Source organism: Nocardia sienata NBRC 100364 (assembly GCF_001613205.1).
Lineage (GTDB): Bacteria > Actinomycetota > Actinomycetes > Mycobacteriales > Mycobacteriaceae > Nocardia > Nocardia sienata.
Map to the genome: position 1 here is coordinate 392787 of NZ_BDBX01000004.1, position 19321 is coordinate 412107.

Consider the following 19321-nt stretch of genomic DNA (forward strand, 5'->3'; position numbering starts at 1 on the left):
GAAGAGGCGGTCATCGCGGCCGATCAGGCGTCCGACTCGGCGTGGATTTCGACGCAACATTCACCGGCGGCAGGGGCCAGATCGGCGTGGACGGCGTCTGCCTCCAAACCGTGGAGCAACCCGGTGAGGTAGGCGTGGTTGAGCGAGCAAACCAGGTCGGGAGCTCGGGCCGCCAGCGGATGGAAGGGGCAGTTGCGCAGCCGTAGGCAGGCCGGCGCGGTTCTGGCGGGCTCGAAACCCTGTTCACCGAGCGCGGCCGACAGGAGGGTGATGGCGCGTTCGGCACCGAGCCGTCCCGGGCGCAGCCGTTCCCGGATTTCACGACCGGCGGCGGTGCCCCGGCCTTCGGCGACGCGCAGGGCGGCATCGCGCGCCGATTCGCCGCCGGCCTCGGTGAGAACGGCCTGCATCAGTATTTCGGCGAGGACTTCGTAGCGGCGTTCGGGGATGCTCACCCGTACTTCGGTATCGGTGGGTTCGTACACCTTCGGCGTCCGCCCGACCCGCCGGATCCCGCCGGCGTGTTCGTAGCGGGCCCGCAACAGCCCGGTACCGACGAGTTTGTCGAGATGGAACGCGGCGAGTTTCCGGGATATCCCGACGTGTTCGGCGGCTTCGTCGCGGGTCACCGGGCGCCCGGCGCGCCGGATGAACCAGTACATGTTCCGGCGCAGATCGTCGTCCAGGGCGGCGACGGCACCGATATCGGCTTCACTGGTCACCGGTCCACAATAACGCCGATCATGTTGTGCGGAACCCGCCCGACGACAGGCGGAGAGGCGGGACTTGACCCCTCCGCCGAATTGAACCAAAATCTATTGGTGTAATTACTTTCCCAGGTGGCGCGGAGGTTGCCATGACCGATGAGTGGCGGCAGGCCAAACGCCCGGTCAGCGCCGTGCTGGCCGGGCCGTACGGGCATCCGTTCCATCCGATCCTGGTCACCGTGCCGATCGGATCGTGGCTGGCCAGCGTGGTGTTCGATATCGGCTCGCACGTGGTCGAGGACCCCGGATTCCTGACACGGGGCGCGCAGTGGCTGATCGCGATCGGGGTGTTGGGCGCGCTCGCCGCGGCGACGATCGGGTTCCTGGACTTGTTCGCCATCCCGGCCGGCACGCCCGCCTTCCGGATCGGGCTGGTGCATATGAGCCTGAATCTGGCGGTCACCGTGGCATTCGCACTCGATTTCTGGTGGCGCACCGCCGGCACCGGAGGCGGCGGCGCCGTCGCGGCCGGCCCGCTGGCTCTGTCGATCGCCGCCGTCGCGGTACTGGGGGTATCGGGATACCTGGGCGGCAAGCTCGCCTACCACTACGGTGTGCGAGTCGCCGACGAGAGCACTCAAGCCGCCGGTTTCCGGCACTGACCCTTCCCTGTCCCTTCTCGTTCTCAGGAGTCATCATGGGCATCGCAGCTCTGATTTTCTGGCTGCTCACCGCGGTCGGCGGCTTCGTCCTGCTGGGCACGTGGATCGCCAAAGGCGGTGCACGGGAATCCAACTCGAGCCATCTTCCCGTTCCGGTGCTGTTCGGCCACTTCCTCCTCGCCGTGGCCGGGCTGGTGGTGTGGATCGTCTATCTCGTCGTCGACAACGACGCGCTGGCCTGGGTCGCCTTCGGCCTGCTGGTTCCCGTCGCGTTGCTCGGGTTCGTGATGCTGGCGCGCTGGCTGCCGGTCTACCGCGCTCGTACCACCGGACTGGTGGGCAAGACCCCGCCCGAACGGCATTTCCCGGTGGCGGTCGTCGGCGGACACGGCGTATTCGCGGTTGTCACCCTGGTGCTGGTGCTGCTCACCGCGCTCGGCATCGGCGGGAGCTGACCGTGCCCCAGCCTGCCCTACGCGTCGTCCACGACGCCGGCGCTGTCGATCTGCCCGCCGCCGAGGACGCCGCCCGCACCTTTCTGACCGCCCTCGGGGTTCGTCTGGACAGCGAACATCTCCAGGCCACGCCGGGGCGGATGGCCCGAGCCTATGCCGAGTTGTTCAGCCCGCGCGCGTTCGACCTGACCACGTTCCCGAACGAGGAGGGCTACGACGAACTGGTGCTGGCCCGCCGAATCCCGCTGCGGTCGGTCTGTGAACATCACCTGCTGCCGTTCGTGGGCGTCGCGCACGTCGGCTACCTGCCCGGCGATCGCATTCTCGGACTGTCGAAACTGGCCCGGATCGTCGAGCACTTCTCCCGCCGGCCTCAGGTTCAGGAACGGCTGACCAAACAGGTCGCCGACTGGCTCGACCGGCAGCTGCAGCCCAAGGGTGTCGGCGTGGTCATCGAAGCCGAGCACACCTGTATGACACTGCGCGGAGTGCAGGCCGCCGGAACCACCACCGTCACCTCCACGCTGCTCGGCAGTCTTCGCGAAGACGCCAGATCCCGCCAGGAATTCTTCTCCCTCACCGGAATCGGCCCGTAACGCGCTACTCCCGACCCCAGGTCACCGACCGCCGGTGCCGGTGCCGGATATCGGCACCGGCACCGAGTGTCGAGCCGTACCCGGCGCGAGCCTCGGGTTACACGGTCGGCCGGCCCTCGACGCCGCGACGACCTCTGGTCGCAGATTTGATTCGTACGGGACCGGCGGGCTCGGGCGGTCATCACTCGAGTCGCTGCGGCCATGACCCCGCTCCTGCTCATGCTGCTCTGATGCGGTCGCTCAGAGCTGTCCGGTCTCATTCCTCGTCAGCGCATGCGAGGGGCGCCACTGCCAGGTTTCGACGCAGCCTTGCCAGCGCGACTGCCGGAAATCGAACTGCGTCGTCCATCAAGTCGGGCAGGCCGTCCGGACACCGGGTGAAGAGGTCATGCCGCATCACCGCGAAACCGTTGGAAACGAACCCACGCCCCTGCCGCGCGTGTCTCTTCCGGCGAACCCGACGAAAGATTGACTATCGTCTTGCCCGGCAGGTGGTCTGCGGCAGGCCCGAGTACGTCGTAGTCGGTCAGACTGACCACGATCACTTCGCCGGCGTCCAGAGCTTGCGCAGCGGTATGCGCACGGGCAGCGCCGAATTCCTCCATGGCGATGGCCTTTTCCGGGCTGCGGTTCCAGACGGTGACCACGAGGCCCGAAGCGCGCAATCGCTCGACCATCGCCTGCCCATCGGGCCCAGCCCGATGACCGTTACCGAACTAGCTGCTCGAGACATGAATCCGTGTCCTCAAAAGTATGGGTGCGGATCGGTTCGGCGTGGGTTTACCTCGAGGGAACTCGAGGTTGAATACTACGTCGCATGAGTTCGAGCAACAGCGCAAAGCCCGTCGCGACCATGACCACGCCGCCCCTTTCGAGCGACGACGAGCGTGCCATTCGTGACCTGGTAGACCTCGCCGACCGTTCCCAGACCGACGCCGCCGTACTCCCCGGCCTGCACACCGACACCACAGCAATCGTCAACTTCTACGGCCGCCGACTCCTCGGGCGCGATACTTTCGAGGCGGCGATGAGCACGGCCCTGAGCAGCGGGCTCGGAGCTATCCGCACCAGCGTCGAGGTAACCGACATCCGACCACTCACTGCCGACGCAGCCCTCGTCAGCTGCATAAAGACGGTGCACGACGAGCGTCCGGATGCTGGAGAGATCCCGCCGACCACCGGCGCCCTGACCTACGTGACCGTACGGACCTCTACCGGGTGGAAGATCGGTCTGGCACAGACAACTCCGATTGCCTCGGACTGACAGGCTGCACCTGCTGCCCCCACAACCCCGGTCTGCCACGCAGCTACGACCGGCCCGGTGGAGCACCTCCGTGGTGACCACGGCCGCCAAAGCCAGGCGCTCGTTCGATGGGGACTCGGGCTCGGTCGGCCGCCTGGTCTGCTTGTGGGTCAGGTTTCGGGGATCTCCGCGCCGCGCTCGGCGAGGGTGATCGACTTCGGATTCGCACCGCCGCGCCGGCCGGTATCGAGCGTGTCGATCACCGCGAGCTCGTCGGGCGCGACGTGCGCGCCGACGGTGGTGTCGAGGCGCCGCACACGCTGAGCCACCGTAGGGCTGTACACGAGGATACCGAAAGGGTCATCCATGTCGGAGTTCGGTGATAAGCGGCGACGAAGACCAGCGGGCAGCCGACGGCCATAAAGCACAGGCTGTAGGTGAGCAGGGTCTTGACCGCCCCGGTTCGATAGAGGTCGCTCGCTACGATCGCGTTCGCGAGCGCGCCGTCCTGCTCGGCTGCGGTCAATTCACCGAACCCGGCGACGACAGCGACAACCGGTTGTTTCCGGAGGGAGTACCGCAGGCCTTCGGTCACCCACGCCGGTACATTCCCCGCCGCGACGCGGGGGCTCTGGATTATCCGCTCAGCCGGCAGCTCCTGGCCCGTGACCTGCTCCGCATGGCCTACGTCGCCAAGGACGGCACGCCCCGCAACATCCCCATCGGATTCACCTGGAACGGCTCGCAGATCGTCGTCTGCACCACGAAGAACGCCCCGAAGCTGCCCTCCCTACGCCACCACCCCGAGGTCGCCCTGACAATCGACACCGAGGTGCATCCGCCGAAGGTCCTGCTCATCCGCGGCCGGGCGGAGCTGGACGTGGTCGACGTTATCCCGGAGGAATACCTGCAGATGAACGGCAGCTACGAAATGACCCCTGAGCAGCGGGTCGAGTGGGAGGCCGAGGTCCGCTCGCTCTACGACGGCATGGTCCGGATCGTGATAACTCCGACCTGGGTGAAGCTGATCGACTTCGAGACCACTCTGCCCACCGCGGTCGAGGAACTGATCCGGCAGCGGGCCGAGCGTCAGCGCGCCTGAACCCGGCCGACCGGCCACAATAGGCCGAACCGGGCCATTCACCCAGCCGCCGCTACTACCCAGGAGTCGATGTTGCCACCGATCCAGGTCGCCGTCTGCGGGCCCGGCAATTGCACCGATGCCGACGCCGACACTGCGCGTGAAGTCGGCAGACTCCTGGCCCGAGCCGGGGCCACCGTGCTGTGCGGTGGCGGGCGCGGGGTCATGGCCGCAGTGGCGGAAGGAGCCTCCGCCGAAAACGGTTTGGTCATCGGCATCCGCCCCGATGCCGACCCGGCCGGAATCTGCGCGGGCCTTTCGGCTGTCCTGTACACGAACATGGGAGAGGCACGTAACGCCATCCTGGTCCGGTCCGCCGACGCGGTGATCGTCGTGGGCGGTTCCTGGGGAACACTGTCCGAACTCGCTCTTGCCAACCACCGCGGGAACACCCCGGTGATCTCGCTCGGCGGCTGGAAGATCCACGACGCCGACGACAACCCCATCCACGCGGCCATCACAGCGACAAGCCCGCTGGTCGCCGTTCGGACAGCTCTGGCGCAGCGCAGGGACTAGGGGAAGCGCCCAGCTCATTGTCGCGGTTGCCCTACGAGCGGACCATCGGAGGAATGAATGAGCCCACTTCCCCGGACAATGGCGAACCGATGGGCGGATCGCGCCGAACCCGTGCCGGGCCAGGGCATTGTCTCCTGGCACCTGTTGATGAGGCGGTACCCACAGGTATGCGATGCGGCTACAGAGGCGCAAAGAGCTCTGAGTTCTTTCCCCGACCTACATATGACACCGAGAGAGTGGCTTCATACAACGACACTCATGGCCGGACCGACAGAGACCATCACTCGCGAACAGATGTCCGCGATGGTCTCGGCTGCGCGAGCTCGTCTGCGCGAGGTTGCGCCCATTGCGGTGTTCATCGAAAAAGTTCTCTACCACGCCGCAGCGATATCGCTCGGCGTGCAACCCGCACAAGCGCTGGTTCCCCTCCTCGACGCAGTACGGTCGGCCACCCGGACGATCATCGCTCCCCGAGAAGCGAGGGATGGCGCCCCTTCCTCGTGGATTCCTCACGTCACGGTCGCGTACAGCACCGCCGAGCAACCGGCGGGCCCGTTGATTTCGGCTCTGGGGACGGTGATACCGCGACGGGAGGTGACGATCGACGCTGTCACGCTGGTTGTCCAATGGGGCCCGGAAAGGCGATGGGATTGGGAGCCCGTCGGAACAGCCCGGTGTGGCGCCACGACGGGCCGGTAATGCTCTACCGGGTCGGTTCCGGCCGCCGGCTACGACGCGCCGAGCGGAACGTGCTCGGTGGGCAACTCCGGAACGCCTTCCTCATATCGCCGAATCCGCGGACCCGGGCGCGAGCGGACGCTCACCGAACGCGAACCGGGTCGGTAGCCGGATCGGGTAGGCATCCGACGCGTTCGCTCGACCGGAATTGACGGGCGTCACAGTACCTTTTCCACGGCCGATGCGAGGCGTGCCGCGTCCTTCTCGTCGTGGGCGCCGGCGATGAGCGGACGTACCCCGGCGCCGCGGTAGGCGGCGCGACCCGGAGTCGGGGCGTCGATGATGTCGATGATCGGCCGGATCGCGTCCTCGGGGCTTCGGCCCAGCAAGGGCGCCAAGACCGCGGCGGCGACCTTCATGCCCATCCCGACCTCGCCGGCGAAGCCGGAGCGAACCAGCCGGTCCGGCCCCCAGGTGATGTAGCCGAGGTCGGGGTTCTGTTCGGTGGCAAGGATGCCCAGCAGTTCGTTGGCTCGGCGCTGCTGAGCGTTCGATCGCTTGAAGGTGAACCCCTCGAGCATCTCGAGGTCGTCGAAATCGATGGCGTCCGCGCGGGCGCCCGGGACGGCGATATTCACGACGACCGGCTTACCGCTCGCGCGCAGCAGATGCGCGAGTCGCGTCACGAACAGGTACTTGGTGAGGAAGAACAGCGACCAGGACGCCTCATGTCCTTCGGGTGTCACGCGCCGACGCTGCCGGATGAACGACGCGGCGAGCACCAGCACGTCGATCCGTTCGTAAGTCTCCTGCAGGTGCTCTACCACGCGGCGGCTTTCCGCGACGAGGGAGAGATCGGCTGCGATGAACTCGGCCCTGTCCGGCGCGGAAGGGTGCCGGCGCGCCGCCATCGCCACCAGCGCGTCGAACTTGGCGCTGCTGCGCCCGATCACCACTACTCGATATCCGGCGGCGAGGTAGTGGCGTGTCAGTGCCGCTCCCATCCCGTCCGTACCTCCCGTGATCACCATCGTCGGCATGCCGCTCCCACTATTTCCGGAACCTATGTTCCGGAACAGACTACAACAATCGGAACGCGTGTTCCGTATTGCTAGGGTGGGGGTATGACCGAAGGCCGGAAACAGCGGCGCGACGCTGCGGCGAACAAGGAAAGGATCTTGACCGCGGCCGCGGACGCGTTCCGCCACCACGGCCTCTCGGTCGACATGCGTGCTGTCGCGGCCGCGGCGGGAGTCGGCATCGGCACGCTGTACCGGCATTTCCCCACCCGAGAAGACCTCGTGCGGGCCATCACCGGGACCGATCTCGCCGACCTCGCCGTAGCCCGGCTCCGGGACGGGGCTTCGGCGATCGACGGATTGCGAGAGCTCTACACCAGCGCACTGACTCGGCTCCGCGCCAACAAGGCCATGATCGACCTGCTGGCCGGCGCGGCACCCTCCGACGCGGAACTCGAACGATGCCTCGACCATCTGAGATCCGTCGGCCGCGATGCCGTGGCACGTTCCGCCATCGACCACACGCTGGCCCCCGATGTGACGGCCGACGATATCGCCTACCAGCTGCTCGGCCTCATCCGTATCGCACAGATCGTCCATGAGCCGGACACGATTTCGCACCAGGTCGAACTCGCGCTGCGCGGCTTGGCCGCCTGAACCCCGGCGGGGCGCCCGCGGTAATGCGCCGCGGCCGCACCACGCCGAGGTGATCACACAGGACGCCGATTCCCGAGCCACGATGAGCATCAACCAGACGCATCCAGCGACCCGAACCTTTCTGCCGGTGTCGATTTCGCCCAGCACCAGCAGAAAGCGGCGGGCGTGAGACTCTTTCGACTATTGCGCATCCCCGCCGCAAGCACGGGCCTGCTACCGTAGTGACCAATAACCGACTTCTGGTCACTACAACGGCAGGAGCCTTATGCCCCGCCCTCTCGTCCCCGACCGGCGCGGCAGGATCCTGACCGCGGCCGCCGAGCTGATCCTCGAAACCGGGTGGCCCCGCACAACGGTCGCGGATATCGCCGAACGCGCCGGTATCGGCAAAGGCGCCGTCTACCGCGAGTTCGCCGACAAAGCGGCCATCCTGGACGCTGTTCTCGGCCGCAGCATGCGCCGGATGACCGCGCGGGTACACCAGCAGGTGCTCGACGCCGACGACGTGGTCGATCTACCCGCCGTCTACCGGTTCGGCGTGGAGGCACTGCTGTCCGAGCCGCTCATGCGAGCGCTGTATCTGGGCGATGACGCGGTCCTGGGCGAGCACGTACGCGCAGTCGGCGACCAGCGTTACGTGATGCGTTTCGGCTGGCTCGCCGACTACATCGAACGACTTCAAGAAGCCCGAGTGGTGGTGGACACCGTGCCGAGCGAAACCATCACCCGAATGCTGGGCTTTTTCACCATCGGCCTGATCAATGCCCCAGGCGTGCTCGGGGCGGGCAGCCCGGGAGAGTTCAGCGATGTCGTCGCGCTGTTCGCGGAGCTGACCGGCCGCGGACTGGCCGGCGACGGACCGGTGGATGCCGCGGCTGCCCGCCGCGCCCAGCTCATCCTGCTCGACCAATTGTCCGATCAGCTCGATCAGCCGAAGGATTTTCAGTGACCACCGCTTTCGCCTCTCATACCGATCTCGTCGTTCGCGGCGGTCCCGTACGCCATTACCGATCCGGCGACCACGCAACTCCCGTGCTGCTCCTGCACGGCGGCATGCTCGACACCGCCGAAGGCGTCTGGCGCGACGTCGCGCACCGCCTGGCGACGAGATACCAGGTGCATGCGATCGACCTACCCCGGCACGGCGCCAGCAGGCCATGGCACGGCCGCCTGGACCACAGGTTCTTCGACGACTTCCTCGACGACCTGCTCGAGCAACTGGCGCTCCCCCGAACAGCGATCATCGGGTTGTCTCTCGGCGGCGGACTCGGCATCGGATACGCCCTACGCCACCCCGAACGAGTCTCGGCATTACTCGCGATCGGGCCGGGAGGTATCGGCGCGAAGCGGCGCGCACAGTTCATCACCTGGGCGATGATCAATACACCGGGGCTGCTGGAACTCACGAGCAAATACCTCGCTGCCAGCCCGAAGACACTCCGGAAGTCGGTGATCGGCAGTCTCACTGCCGGAGTGGATACACCCGGCTTCGACACGATCCTCGACCTCGTCCGATCCGAAGCGCACGCCAAGGCCGAGCACGGCGAACCGGTGCTCGACGACTGGATGGTCGACGCGTACGGCCCCTGGAACATGCGACTGAACTACCTCACCGAACTGAGCGGGCTCCAGGTGCCCAGCCTATGGATGCGCGGCGAATACGACACACTGGTCGGCCATGCCGAACTCGCCGCCGCCGCAGCGGCCTCCCCCGGCGCAGAGCTGGTCACCATACCTGGAGCCGGTCATATCGTGACCCACGATCAGCCGGCCGAATTCGTGCGCGTGGCCGAAGAATTCCTCGGTCGAATCGACCACCGTTGAACGGAAGCTCCGATGGCCACCCTCGGACAGCGACCGGAGCAGAGCTACGATTCAGCATATGAAACACGAAAAATATTCCGTTGCAGCGGCTCTCGCAGTTGCCGCGGTAACCGCCGTGGCTCCTGCCGCGGCCGCCTTCCCCACCGGATCGGCCGGCCTCGGTGACGGCCGGGAAGTGGTGATCATCGACAACACCTTGGAATTGAGCGATCTCGACGCGTGCTGGGCCAGCGGTTTCCAGCGTGATATCCGGTTCGAGAACCGCAGCACTCGCGATTTCCGCGTATACAACTCCCCCGACTGCAGCGGCGCCCCTGTGGCCACGGTCCCGGCGGGGCGCACCGCAACCCACTACGGCTGGTCGGCTTCCGCTCGATAGCCATCGCCCTGGACGCGGTCCCGAGCCGCCGGAGCTCGGGAAACCGCGGCGATGATTGCCCAATGATAGCTGCCGGGTGAGATCAGAGGGCATTCGGTGTGGCCTTCGCCCGGCCGCGTACCTGGAAGGCGCCGATGACCTCCACGATGCCCATGAAGATCAACCACCAGCCGGCCACCAGGGTCAGTACCGCGACGGAGTTGAACGGCCAGACGATCAACATCCCGCCACCGATGAGCAAGACGATGCCGAAGAAGACGTTCCAGCCGCGCCCGGACGTACCCGAGGGCGCGTCGGCAGCGGCGACCAGCACCGCCACGCCGCGGAACATCCAGCCGATACCGATCCACAGAGCCATCAGCAGAACTGCGTCGCCGAGATGGCGTAGCGCGAAGAAGCCGAGGATGAACGACAGCACCGCGCTGACGATCAGCATGACCCGCCAGCCGCCGGACACATGACCACCGAACGCCGCGACCAACTGGAAGACGCCCGAAACCAGCAGGTAGATACCGAACAGAACGGCCAGGACCACGATGGTCGGACCGGGCCACACCAGCACCACGACACCGACGATCACCGACACCGCGCCGATGGCCGCCATCGCCTGCCACGCGCGGTGGGCCAGTTGATGCAGCGGGCCCTCGTACTGCGTATCGCTGGATGTCATGCACGCATGATATGACGCCACGGGACGATTGCCGATGATTCGCCGCCCACGAAACGCTACGGTGGCGGAACGGCCGACCCGGGCCGGTGTCCTGGATCCGGCCGGAGCCGATGGAAGGCCGCCATCCGCTGCCGGTGGTATTCGAGATCGTCCTGGTCGTGTCGCACCCCGCGGGCGACGGCCATGCCGAAGTAGGCCGCTTCCCGGCGCAACCGGTGGCGGATGAGCTGCGCGAGCGCGATATCGTCGAGTTCTCCCGCGGTACCACCCGCGGCGATATACGCATCGACGAATGCCCGGGCACCGGACAGGTCGCGGCCGAACTCGTCGGCGAACTCGAGCGCGGCCGAGGCCACTTCGAGCTCCGGCGGGCCGATCGCGGCTTCGTCCCAATCGATCAGCGCCACCACATGACCGTCGCGCGAGAGCAGATTGCCTTCGTAGTAGTCGCCGTGCAGGGGCTGCGCACGCGTCGTCGCGGTGAAGGCGGCCAGCCAACGGTCCAGCTCCGGGTCCGGTAGCTCGGCCGAGGGCGTGCCGTCCAAGCCGATCTCGAGAAACGAGGGCCGTGGGCGCGCCGGTGGGCGGTGCTCGGCGAGAGCGCGATGGACCCGGGCCAGCAGACCGGCTGCCTCGAGGAACTGGACCGGGTCCGCACTATCGGTCCATCGGCCGTCGACCAGCGGCCATACGGTCACCGGGTGACCGGACACCATCTCCACCGTCGATCCGTCTGCGCGGGGCAACGGCGTCACGACCTCCGGTACGGCACGTGCGGCGGCGGCGATCCCGTGACACCACTCCATCTCCTGTGGATCGCGCCGCGGTGATCCGATCCGCACGACCACCTCCCCCACACGGTAAGCGGCCGATTCCTCCCCGCCGTGGAGTCGTTCGCTGTCGCCGACGTATCCCCAGGACGCGGCGACTGCGGCCCGGACGGTTTCGGTGAGCGGCAGATCTATGTAGACCACGCTCTCACTATTACCGGGTGGGCGGCCCCGCGCTCGGCTCGGGCCCTGACCGCACCGGCCGAAAAACAGCCATTGCGGATCGGGACCGACGTGCCCACCGCCGAGGTCGAGGGCGGCCACGCTCGAGGGCTCGGCGGCCGGTCAGGGGTTCGAGCGGGACTACATCGTCGGCGCGATGACCACAGACCGCCGGGCGGGTATCTGCAGTGTCCGGGGCATCCACTCGCTCGCGCCGGTGTGATCCCTATCGGCGGCGGTACTTTGCCGAAGTGATCGGGTATCGCCCGCATAGGCGGATCCGCGCACCCGGGACCACTCCCGGGCACCGCGTAGCGGAGAAGGTACCGCCGGTTAAGGTCGGAGCACATCGAGGAAGCGCCCGTGCCGGTGTGGCGCTCGGTGTGCAGGCAGAGGAGTTCATCGTGACCAGTACCCGAGATCTACGCGAGCCCGCCGAGTCGGCGTCTCCCTGCGCGGACTCCCCCACCGCGGCGGTCCGTATGCGCAGGCGACTGGAACGGCTCCTCGGGGTCGCCGCCACCGAGGGGAACGCACTGGTCGCGCTGCGCAACGGCGACGAGATCTTCCCGGCGATGCTCGACGCCATCCGTAATGCCGAGCACACCGTCGACATGATGACCTTCGTGTACTGGCAGGGCGATATCGCCCGGCAGTTCGCCTACGCGCTCGCCGACCGCGCCGAGGCCGGCCTGCGGGTGCGGCTGCTGCTGGACGGCTTCGGCAGCCGGTCGATCGAGAAAGACCTGCTGACCCTCATGGAACGCGCGGGAGTCCAGGTGGCCTGGTTCCGGCGTCCCATAGCGCTGTCTCCGCTCAAGCAGAACCACCGGTGTCACCGCAAAGTGCTGGTTGTCGACGAGCGCACCGCGTTCACCGGTGGGGTGGGTATCGCCGAGGAATGGTGCGGCGACGCACGCAACGAACATGAATGGCGCGATACCCATGTGCGGATCGAGGGCCCTGCGGTGGACGGCGTCGCGGCCGCCTTCGCACAGAACTGGGCGGAATGCCATGACGCGCTCTTCGACGAGCGCGACCGCTTCGCACCGCAGCAGCATCACGGTTCGGCGGTCGTCCAGGTGGTCCGCGGGTCGGCGAGTCTCGGTTGGCAGGATATGCAGACACTGCTGCGAGTGGTCATCGAATCGGCAGAACAGCGGCTACGGCTGGCCACGGCCTACTTCTCGCCGGACGCCTACTTCATCGAACTCCTCTGCGCCGCCGCACGACGCGGGGTGGAGGTCGAGATCCTGCTGCCCGGCCCCCACACCGACAAACGCGTATGCCAGCTGGCCGGTCAGCATTTCTACAGCGACCTGCTCGCCTGCGGGGTGAAGATCCTGCAATACCAGCCGACGATGATGCACGCCAAGGTCATCACGGTGGACGGGATCGCATCGTTGGTGGGATCGACGAACTTCAACCGGCGCTCGCTGGACCACGACGAGGAGATCATGCTCGTGGTGCTGGACGAACAGTTCACCGCGACACTCGATGAGCATTTCGACGCCGACGCCAAGGTCAGTGAGCTGATCGAAGAAACCCGCTGGCAGCGCCGTTCACTTGTGCAGCGCGCCCGGGAGGCCGCGATGCTGCCGATCCGCCGATACCTGTGACGCCGTTCATCGGCCGGCCGGGTCCGCACGTGGCCGGAAAACGACGACAGTGGCTTCGCTTCCGGGCCGCTCGGTCGCCGGGCCGCCGGGCCGGTGCGCGCGGCCGGCCGCCGGGTGGGGCCGGCCGCGCGCAGGCGGGTAGGTCCACGAAACGAAGGCTTCGGCGCCGGATTCGGCTCCCCGCGGAGCGGGCACATAGGCTGCGGGTACGGGGATCATGAGTTGGCTTTGAGAGCACAGAGCCGCTCCCACCAGGATGCGCAACGCGTCTCGAACCGATTCGAGTGCAGTATGAACCGCCCCTCTGCTCACCGCTCACCGCCTTCGCCTTCCGTACCCTGGCGGTCGCCTCATGACCAGTTGAGTTTCCGGGTCCGCCGCCGTGGCGACATCGTCGTCCTGGCAGTACGTGGGCAGGCGGACGCCTTCACCCTGGCCCTGTGGCGGCAGCAGGTGCGGGCCGCCGCGGATACGGTGACCAGCCCCCACGGCGCGCTCGTCGTCGACGCCACCAGACTCGATTTCCTGTCACTGCGCAGCCTCGCCGCGCTGTCCGACGTCGCCGCGCAGTACCGGCGCGACGGGATCGATATCTCCCTGGTCACCGGCGATCCGGCCATCGCCCGGATCGCCCGCGCCGATACCCGTGCCGCGCTGCTACCGGTGCGTTCGACAGTGGTGAGCGCGCTGACCGCTGTTCACCTCCGACATCGGCCACCGGAGGTGGTTTCGGACGGCTCGGGGACAGGCTGCCCGGCACGGACGCGCGAGCTACCGGGCACGGGCGTCACCGGGCACAGCGACCTCCCGGACGCCGCGACCGCCGTCCCGGGCGCACCTTGATCAGCAACCACCGCCGGCCGAGTGTCGCGGCCGCGCACTCTCGCAATCAGCGCTCGGCCGCGGAAACCGCGCCCCACCGGGGCACGAACTCACGCCCGATATCGCTGAAGATGGCCGTCGCGGTGTCGGGCGGCGGCCGCGGTGGCACCTCTCGGATCAGGCTCGCATTCTGCGGGCCACCCGGTCACGCTCCTCGGCTATCACGCGACGGCGGGCGATCATGGCCTCGGCCGGAGAGCCGCCGCTGACGATCGCGTGGTGCACCGCTTCGATATCCTCGATACCCTCGCGCGCTCCCACGCCCGCCGCGGGCGTGATGGCGTGGTCCGCGTCGCCGACCAGGATCACGGGGGCGACCGGCACCGCCGCAGTCGCGAGCGCGACATTGCGCGCGTTGGAAACATGGACCTGCTCGGTGGCCGCGACCAGTGTCGCCGTCAGTTCCCGCACGGAGCCCGGTGCCGACTCCACCACCGCCGCGGCCCAGTTCCGCACCGGCACGATCCCGGTGTCGGCGATCGGTAGCGGTTCCCGCTCGATGCGCAGGAACCACAGCGCCGAATCGGCGCCGGGCCGCCAGATATGGCCGAAGGTGGCCGCCGGGCGGGTACCGGAGGCCGCCTCGGCGTGGAAGTGCAGGACGAATGGGTCGGTAGGGCATTCGACAGGAGTCGTGGTCATTCCATAGACCACCACATCGCCTGCGTACTCCGGGGTCCGGCCGGGTTCGGTGCCCGCGCGTGCCACCGAGTCGATACCGTCGGCACCGATCACCAGATCCCGCGCCGTCACCGTGCGGTCGCCGATACGCAGGGTGGTGTGCCCGGTCGTGGCGTCGACCGCGACCTCGGCGACCGGGCTGCCGTAACTGATCTCGGCGCCCGCGTGTACCGCGAACCGTTTCAGCACCGCGATCAGATCGCTGCGCAACCAGAACCGGTGTCCCTCGCTGGGCCGCCGCCGCGTCACGCCGTCGTCGGGGGTGTACCGCAGTTCGCTCAGCGGATAGGAGGCCGCGTGCAGTTCTGCCTCCGGCACACCCAGAGATACGAGACCGCGGTGGCCCCGGCCGTCGAGGATCAGGAAGGCCCCGCCTCCCCCGCCGTCGCGCTGCTCGTAGACCGTCACCGGCCGCCCGGCCCTCGACAGTGCGCCGGCCAGCGCGGTTCCGGCGATACCGCTTCCCAGGATGGTGATCATCGGAGCTCCTTCGGCGAGTGGCGGGCACATAACCGATCAGTGGGCGACCGGCGACCACAGTCGCTCTCCGCCCGGGGCGGTGCTCGGGATCCGGGATACACCTGCCCGTCCGTCACCGGACGGGAATCCGATCCCCGGGGCCAACATACAAGACCGGCAACCCATCCGGTCTACTCGACGAGATCCTCGCTCTTCAACCAGTCGTAGGCCACATCGGCGGGATCCTCGCCGTCGATATCGACCCGGCCGTTGAGGTCCTGCATCAGATCATCGGTGAGATGCTCGGAGATGACGGCGAGCAACGGTGCCAGCCGCGGGTAACGGTCGATGATCTCGCCGCGCACGACCGCGGTCCCGCTGTAGGGCAGGAAGAATTTCCGGTCGTCGTCGAGCACGACCAGGTTCAGGTTCTTCACCCGGCCGTCGGTGGTGTAGATCATGCCGAAATTGCAGGGAGCGCTCTTGGCCGTCGCTGTGTAGACGACTCCGGCGTCCATCCGCGTGACATTGCCCGCCGGCACACCGTCGGGATCGTTGTAGGGAATCCCGTACTTCTGCAGCATCGGAATGAAACCGTCGGAGCGACTGAAGAATTCGTCGTCGACGCAGAAGGTCCGATCGCCGACGGGAAGTGCCGCGACCTCGGACAGCGATCTCACGCCCAGCCGTTCGGCGGTGGGGGTCGACGCGCCGAACGCGTAGGTGTCGTTGAAATTGGCCGGTGGCATCCACTCCAGGTCGTAGTCGCGCTTCTCGATATCGTGGACGCGCTGCCACAGTTCCTGGGGATCGGAGATGGTCTCGGTCTGGTTGTGGTAGTTGACCCATCCGGTGCCGGTGTACTCCCAAAGGATATCCGCGTCGCCGCCCAGCTGGGCCTGGCGGGAGGAGGCCGAACCCGGCGCCCCGGTGAGATCGGTGACCTGCGCGCCGGCGGCCGCGAGATAGGTGGCGGTGATCTTGCCGAGCAGCACACCCTCGGTGAAGCTCTTCGAGGTCACCACCAGTTTCGCGCCGTCGAGCGGTCGCTGCCCGTCCGGCAGGCGCGCGTCGTGGAAGGTGCCCGACGAACTCACCAGGCCACATCCGGCGAGCAGCGAGATCACCGCGAGAAGAACGGAAACTGTGGCGGCCAGTCGTGCCGGCGCCGGACTCATGACACACCTCGCGGGGTCGCGGCCAGTTCGACGAGTCGGCCCAGCCAGTCGATGGTCAATGCCAACAGCCCGACCAGGATCGCACCGGAGATGAGCAGTTTGGGCAGGAACAGCGTGACGCCGGTGGTGATCAGCGTGCCGAGGCTGGTCGCGCCGATGAAGGTGCTCAGCGTGGCAGTACCGACCAGGATGACCAGTGCGGTGCGGACACCGTTGAGGATCACCGGGACCGCCAGGGGGAGTTCCACCTGCAGCAGTGTCCGGGTGCCCGAGTAGCCGATCCCCCGCGAGGCCTCGATGGTGCGCTGATCCACCTGCCGCAGCCCGACGATCGTGTTCTGCAGAATCGGCAGGACGGCGTAGACCACGAGACCGACTATCGCCGTGCGGAAACCGGTTCCCAGCCAGAACGTGAACAGCACGAGCAGGCCGACGGCGGGAGCCGCCTGACCGACATTGGCGATATTGACCGCGATCGGCTCGAACCGCTTCAGCGCGGGCCGGGTCAGCGCGATACCCAGCGGAATGGCGATCACCACCACGATGACCGTGGCCACCACGGTCAGTTCGATATGCGCGACGATGGTGTTGCGCAGATTCCCCCAGGCCAGCGAGGCCTGCTCGGTCGCGGTGAACGTCGTCGAGCGGTACCACAGCAGGTAGCCGATACCGATGACCGCGATGATGAGCGGTTCGAACCACACATCGAGCGGGAGACGGCGTAACCGGTTCATGACGGCTCGAGCGATCCGGGTTCGTCGTCGGCGGCGACCACCGGGGTCGGCGCCGGATCGGTGCCGTCGATGTAGGTCACATAGGACGCGTCCGGCCCGTCGGCGCGGGCTTCGGCGAGTTTGTCCCGGATCAGCTCGGTCACCGAGTCGATGCTCAGCGAGCCGACCACCGCGCCGCGGCCGTCGGTGATCAGCGCGGCGCCCTGGCTGGTCGCGAGCATGGCGTCCAGTGCGTCGTTGAGCGTCGAGGACCGCGCGACCACCGGCAGCCGGCGGTCGAGGAAATCGGAAACCTCGGGTTTGGCGGCCAGCTCGGTGAGAGTCGGCCAGGACCGCGGCCGCCCGGCGCCGTCCACGACGACCACCCAGCTGTGCCCGGCGGCTTTCGCCCGTTCGATCACCGCCGGCGCGGATTCGCCGATCCGGGCGGTGACCACCTTGTCCGACGGGATATCACGGACGCGCGAGACGGTCAGATACGCCAGTTTCGCGCCGGAGCCGACAAACTCCTCGACGAACGGCGTAGCGGGATCGGTGAGGATGTCCTCCGGGCTCGCGTACTGCTCCACATGCCCGCCCTCGGAGAGGACGAGCACCTTGTCACCGAGTTTGGTCGCCTCTTCGAAATCGTGGGTGACGATCACGATGGTCTTGCCGAGCTCGTGCTGGATCGCGATGAGACTGTCCTGCAGCCGGGCCCGGGTGATCGGGTCTACCGCGCCGAACGGCTCGTCCATCAGCAACACCGGTGGATCGGCCGCCAGGGCACGGGCCACACCGACACGCTGCTGCTGGCCACCCGACATATCCTTGGGGAGCCGGTCGGCGAAGGTGGCCGGGTCGAGGCCGACCAGATCCAGCAGGTATTCGGTGCGTTCGGCGATCCGCGACTTGTCCCAGCCGAGCACGCGCGGGATGGCCCCCACGTTCTTGGCGACCGACCAGTGCGGGAACAATCCGCCGGACTGGATGACGTAGCCGATCGACTGCCGCAGTTTGTCGGGATCCTCGCGGGTGACGTCGCGACCGTCGATGAAGATCCGGCCTTCGGTGGGTTCGATCAAGCGGTTGATCATCTTGAGGGTGGTCGTCTTCCCGCAACCCGAAGGGCCCACGAAGGCGACGATCTCGCCGGCGGGGATCTCGAGGTCCAGGCGTTCGACCGCGGGCTTGCGCTGCCCCTTGAACCGTTTGACGACCGAGTCCAGGGTGATCGTTGCGCCGGTGACCGTACGCTCGGTTGTCGCCGTGGCCGTGCCGCTGCTCGTCGTATCGCCGGTCATGGGGCCTCCTTCGAAGCGAGTTCATACGGTCCGCGGAGACCGCAGCGTTGGCGGAGGTACCGCATCATGACAGTCCCTTCGCGATCGTGAGGCGTCCGAGCAGAACGAGTAGCGCGTCGAAGACCAACGCGATGATCACGATGAGAATTGTTCCGGTAAGAGCCATTTCGAGAGCGTTTGCGCCGCCGAGCCGCGACAGCCCGTTGAAGATCAGCGAGCCGAGCCCCGGGCCGAGCACGAGGCGACGATGGCCGCGACACCGACGATCATCTGGGTGGACACTCTGATCCCGGTGAGGATCACCGGCCAGGCTATGGGCAGCTCCACCGTGAGCAGAATGCGCAACCGCGAGAACCCGATCCCCCGGGCGGATTCGACGACCGAGGCCGGTACCGACCGCAAACCGACGATGGCGTTGCCGATCACCGGCAGGGCCGCGAAGAACGCCAGCATGATGAACGACGGGACGACACCGAGCCCGAAGGGCACCAGTAGCAATGCCAGCAGCGCCAGCGAGGGTATCGTCAGGGCGACCCGGCTGGAGGTCAGCGAGAGGGCCGACAGCAGCGGCAACCGGTAGACCGCGACAGCGATGAGGACGGCGACGACAGTTCCGACCAGCACCGTCTGGAATGCCAGGGAGGCATGCTGATACGTGAGAAATGTCAGCAGCTCACCCCGCCCTCGGATATAGCTCCACAGATTCACGGGCTCCCCATCGTCGGCCGGAAATCGTTCGGCGCCCGTCCGTGCGGAGTCATCGGACGCGCAAGCTGTAAGAGATTAATCGATACCGCCCGGTCGAATTCGGAAGGCGCGCGGCGGATACGGCAACGGGCCGCCACTTCCGTGCGGGTGCGCGACCGCTACCGGCGGCGATGCGATTCGGCACAGCACTGTCCAGAGTTTCACTCACCGGGAATTCCAACAATTCCGGTGGTGGGTG

Annotated in this window: 23 protein-coding genes and 1 pseudogene; 13 read left to right on the forward strand and 11 right to left on the reverse strand. The window is 67.2% G+C overall.

The window, feature by feature from the left end; translation table 11 throughout:
• Nucleotides 1–23: 23 nt before the first annotated feature.
• Entirely contained in the window at nucleotides 24–722 is a 699-nt protein-coding gene (locus tag NS4_RS04835) for a helix-turn-helix transcriptional regulator (RefSeq protein ID WP_063058224.1), read from the reverse strand.
• A 134-nt stretch (nucleotides 723–856) separates the two neighbouring features.
• Between NS4_RS04835 and NS4_RS04840 the strand changes: the two genes are divergently transcribed.
• Genes NS4_RS04840 through folE form a run of 3 tightly spaced genes read left to right on the forward strand, consistent with a single transcriptional unit; the run spans nucleotide 857 to nucleotide 2420 of the window.
• Nucleotides 857–1369, forward strand: a complete 513-nt coding sequence (locus NS4_RS04840; protein ID WP_063058225.1) for a DUF2231 domain-containing protein — start codon at nucleotides 857–859, stop codon at nucleotides 1367–1369.
• A gap of 35 nt (nucleotides 1370–1404) precedes the next feature.
• A complete protein-coding gene (locus NS4_RS04845) occupies nucleotides 1405–1824 on the forward strand; it encodes a hypothetical protein (protein ID WP_063058226.1) in 420 nt (139 codons plus the stop codon).
• A 2-nt stretch (nucleotides 1825–1826) separates the two neighbouring features.
• Complete coding sequence (gene folE, locus NS4_RS04850) at nucleotides 1827–2420, forward strand: GTP cyclohydrolase I FolE (RefSeq protein ID WP_063058227.1); 594 nt, start codon at nucleotides 1827–1829, stop codon at nucleotides 2418–2420.
• Between the two features lie 386 nt (nucleotides 2421–2806).
• Here the strand turns inward: folE and NS4_RS04855 are convergent, their stop codons facing one another.
• Nucleotides 2807–3097 (reverse strand): NAD(P)-binding domain-containing protein, encoded by a 291-nt coding sequence (locus NS4_RS04855; protein ID WP_063058228.1) that lies wholly within the window; start codon nucleotides 3095–3097, stop codon nucleotides 2807–2809.
• 140 nt (nucleotides 3098–3237) lie between these two features.
• On the opposite strand from NS4_RS04855, the gene NS4_RS04860 reads away from it, so the two are divergent.
• Nucleotides 3238–3684 carry an SgcJ/EcaC family oxidoreductase gene (locus NS4_RS04860; protein WP_218020303.1) on the forward strand — a complete coding sequence of 149 codons (447 nt, stop codon included), beginning with the start codon at nucleotides 3238–3240 and terminating at the stop codon, nucleotides 3682–3684.
• Nucleotides 3685–3833: 149 nt separating this feature from the next.
• Here NS4_RS04860 and NS4_RS04865 read toward each other — a convergent pair whose 3' ends face one another.
• Nucleotides 3834–3992 carry a hypothetical protein gene (locus NS4_RS04865; protein WP_157105885.1) on the reverse strand — a complete coding sequence of 53 codons (159 nt, stop codon included), beginning with the start codon at nucleotides 3990–3992 and terminating at the stop codon, nucleotides 3834–3836.
• Nucleotides 3993–4042: 50 nt separating this feature from the next.
• On the opposite strand from NS4_RS04865, the gene NS4_RS04870 reads away from it, so the two are divergent.
• The 3 genes from NS4_RS04870 (at nucleotide 4043) to NS4_RS33820 (ending at nucleotide 6019) form a co-directional block, all read left to right on the forward strand.
• Nucleotides 4043–4765: a pyridoxamine 5'-phosphate oxidase family protein gene (locus tag NS4_RS04870; protein WP_245665073.1), complete on the forward strand. Its 723-nt coding sequence runs from the start codon at nucleotides 4043–4045 to the stop codon at nucleotides 4763–4765.
• Nucleotides 4766–4834: 69 nt separating this feature from the next.
• Complete coding sequence (locus NS4_RS04875; RefSeq protein ID WP_063058230.1) at nucleotides 4835–5320, forward strand: SLOG cluster 4 domain-containing protein; 486 nt, start codon at nucleotides 4835–4837, stop codon at nucleotides 5318–5320.
• A gap of 258 nt (nucleotides 5321–5578) precedes the next feature.
• Nucleotides 5579–6019 carry a 2'-5' RNA ligase family protein gene (locus tag NS4_RS33820; protein ID WP_063058231.1) on the forward strand — a complete coding sequence of 147 codons (441 nt, stop codon included), beginning with the start codon at nucleotides 5579–5581 and terminating at the stop codon, nucleotides 6017–6019.
• Between the two features lie 197 nt (nucleotides 6020–6216).
• Here the strand turns inward: NS4_RS33820 and NS4_RS31270 are convergent, their stop codons facing one another.
• Nucleotides 6217–7038, reverse strand: a complete 822-nt coding sequence (locus tag NS4_RS31270) for an SDR family NAD(P)-dependent oxidoreductase (protein ID WP_063058232.1) — start codon at nucleotides 7036–7038, stop codon at nucleotides 6217–6219.
• 84 nt (nucleotides 7039–7122) lie between these two features.
• Here NS4_RS31270 and NS4_RS31990 point away from each other — a divergent pair, with 84 nt between their 5' ends.
• The 4 genes from NS4_RS31990 (at nucleotide 7123) to NS4_RS04905 (ending at nucleotide 9877) form a co-directional block, all read left to right on the forward strand.
• Nucleotides 7123–7674: a TetR/AcrR family transcriptional regulator gene (locus tag NS4_RS31990; RefSeq protein ID WP_063058233.1), complete on the forward strand. Its 552-nt coding sequence runs from the start codon at nucleotides 7123–7125 to the stop codon at nucleotides 7672–7674.
• A 265-nt stretch (nucleotides 7675–7939) separates the two neighbouring features.
• The gene (locus NS4_RS04895) at nucleotides 7940–8623 is read left to right on the forward strand and encodes a TetR/AcrR family transcriptional regulator (protein ID WP_063058234.1); all 684 of its coding nucleotides are present in this window, start codon (nucleotides 7940–7942) and stop codon (nucleotides 8621–8623) included.
• The gene (locus tag NS4_RS04900) at nucleotides 8620–9498 is read left to right on the forward strand and encodes an alpha/beta fold hydrolase (RefSeq protein ID WP_063058235.1); all 879 of its coding nucleotides are present in this window, start codon (nucleotides 8620–8622) and stop codon (nucleotides 9496–9498) included. The genes NS4_RS04895 and NS4_RS04900 overlap by 4 nt, the downstream gene beginning before the upstream one ends.
• Nucleotides 9499–9556: 58 nt before the next feature.
• The gene (locus NS4_RS04905; protein WP_063058236.1) at nucleotides 9557–9877 is read left to right on the forward strand and encodes a hypothetical protein; all 321 of its coding nucleotides are present in this window, start codon (nucleotides 9557–9559) and stop codon (nucleotides 9875–9877) included.
• 82 nt (nucleotides 9878–9959) lie between these two features.
• On the opposite strand, the gene NS4_RS04910 is transcribed toward NS4_RS04905, so the two are convergent.
• Together NS4_RS04910 and NS4_RS04915 are read right to left on the reverse strand one after the other, a co-directional pair.
• Nucleotides 9960–10547 (reverse strand): HdeD family acid-resistance protein, encoded by a 588-nt coding sequence (locus NS4_RS04910; RefSeq protein ID WP_063058237.1) that lies wholly within the window; start codon nucleotides 10545–10547, stop codon nucleotides 9960–9962.
• Between the two features lie 56 nt (nucleotides 10548–10603).
• Nucleotides 10604–11521 carry a phosphotransferase enzyme family protein gene (locus NS4_RS04915; protein ID WP_063058419.1) on the reverse strand — a complete coding sequence of 306 codons (918 nt, stop codon included), beginning with the start codon at nucleotides 11519–11521 and terminating at the stop codon, nucleotides 10604–10606.
• Between the two features lie 422 nt (nucleotides 11522–11943).
• On the opposite strand from NS4_RS04915, the gene NS4_RS04920 reads away from it, so the two are divergent.
• Together NS4_RS04920 and NS4_RS04925 are read left to right on the forward strand one after the other, a co-directional pair.
• Entirely contained in the window at nucleotides 11944–13158 is a 1215-nt protein-coding gene (locus tag NS4_RS04920; protein ID WP_063058420.1) for a phospholipase D-like domain-containing protein, read from the forward strand.
• Nucleotides 13159–13518: 360 nt separating this feature from the next.
• On the forward strand, nucleotides 13519–14001 hold the full coding sequence (locus NS4_RS04925) for an STAS domain-containing protein (RefSeq protein WP_063058238.1): 483 nt from the start codon (nucleotides 13519–13521) through the stop codon (nucleotides 13999–14001).
• Nucleotides 14002–14157: 156 nt separating this feature from the next.
• Here the strand turns inward: NS4_RS04925 and NS4_RS04930 are convergent, their stop codons facing one another.
• From NS4_RS04930 to NS4_RS04950, 5 genes and pseudogenes are all read right to left on the reverse strand, one after another.
• Nucleotides 14158–15201, reverse strand: coding sequence for an FAD-dependent oxidoreductase (locus NS4_RS04930; RefSeq protein WP_063058239.1), 1044 nt, complete (start codon nucleotides 15199–15201; stop codon nucleotides 14158–14160).
• A 170-nt stretch (nucleotides 15202–15371) separates the two neighbouring features.
• Nucleotides 15372–16358 (reverse strand): glycine betaine ABC transporter substrate-binding protein, encoded by a 987-nt coding sequence (locus NS4_RS04935; RefSeq protein WP_063058240.1) that lies wholly within the window; start codon nucleotides 16356–16358, stop codon nucleotides 15372–15374.
• Nucleotides 16355–17092 (reverse strand): ABC transporter permease, encoded by a 738-nt coding sequence (locus tag NS4_RS04940; protein ID WP_063058241.1) that lies wholly within the window; start codon nucleotides 17090–17092, stop codon nucleotides 16355–16357. The genes NS4_RS04935 and NS4_RS04940 overlap by 4 nt, the downstream gene beginning before the upstream one ends.
• Nucleotides 17089–18375, reverse strand: a complete 1287-nt coding sequence (locus NS4_RS04945; protein ID WP_063058242.1) for an ATP-binding cassette domain-containing protein — start codon at nucleotides 18373–18375, stop codon at nucleotides 17089–17091. Before NS4_RS04945 ends, NS4_RS04940 begins: the two co-directional genes overlap by 4 nt.
• Before the next feature lie 64 nt (nucleotides 18376–18439).
• Nucleotides 18440–19083 (reverse strand): annotated as a pseudogene (locus NS4_RS04950) (ABC transporter permease).
• Between the last annotated feature and the right edge of the window lie 238 nt (nucleotides 19084–19321).